The 376-nt window shown below is 75.5% G+C and carries 1 protein-coding gene; it reads right to left on the bottom strand.

All coding sequences use genetic code 11. From position 1 onward, the window contains the following. The coding region (locus tag BFN01_RS15015; RefSeq protein WP_305728273.1) for an ATP-dependent helicase C-terminal domain-containing protein at positions 1-376 on the bottom strand (376 nt) is incomplete at both ends.

The raw sequence follows: 376 nt of genomic DNA, 5'->3' as shown, positions 1-376 counted from the left end.
GATCCGCGCCCGGGAGCCGCTGGGCACCTCGAGCCGTTCGGGGGCAAGGGCGTCGAGGTCAGCCGCGGCCGGCCAGGGCAGCAGCCGGCGCAACGGCGCGGCGAGGTCGATGCGATCCGCCGGGGTGCCGCCCGCGAGGGCGCTCAGCTCCGGATCGAGCCACTCGGCCAGACGGGCGAGCAGGGCTTCGTCGGAGACATCGGGCCACGGCTCGCCGAGCTCACGGTGCAGCAGAGCCATCCGCCGCCGCAGCTCGGCGGCGGCATCCGACCAGGTGAACACGTCGAGACCATCTGCCCGCACCGCGCGCTCCACCGCATCCCGACCCTCTGCGGCAGACGCGCGCACCGGAACGGACGAGCGCACGATCGCCCCG

Origin of the sequence: Microbacterium sp. AR7-10 (assembly GCF_001878835.1) — a bacterium.
In the GTDB taxonomy this organism is placed as follows: Bacteria; Actinomycetota; Actinomycetes; order Actinomycetales; family Microbacteriaceae; genus Microbacterium; species Microbacterium commune.
Note: the sequence above shows the minus strand (reverse complement) of the source record. Positions and strands in the feature narration are given on the sequence as shown.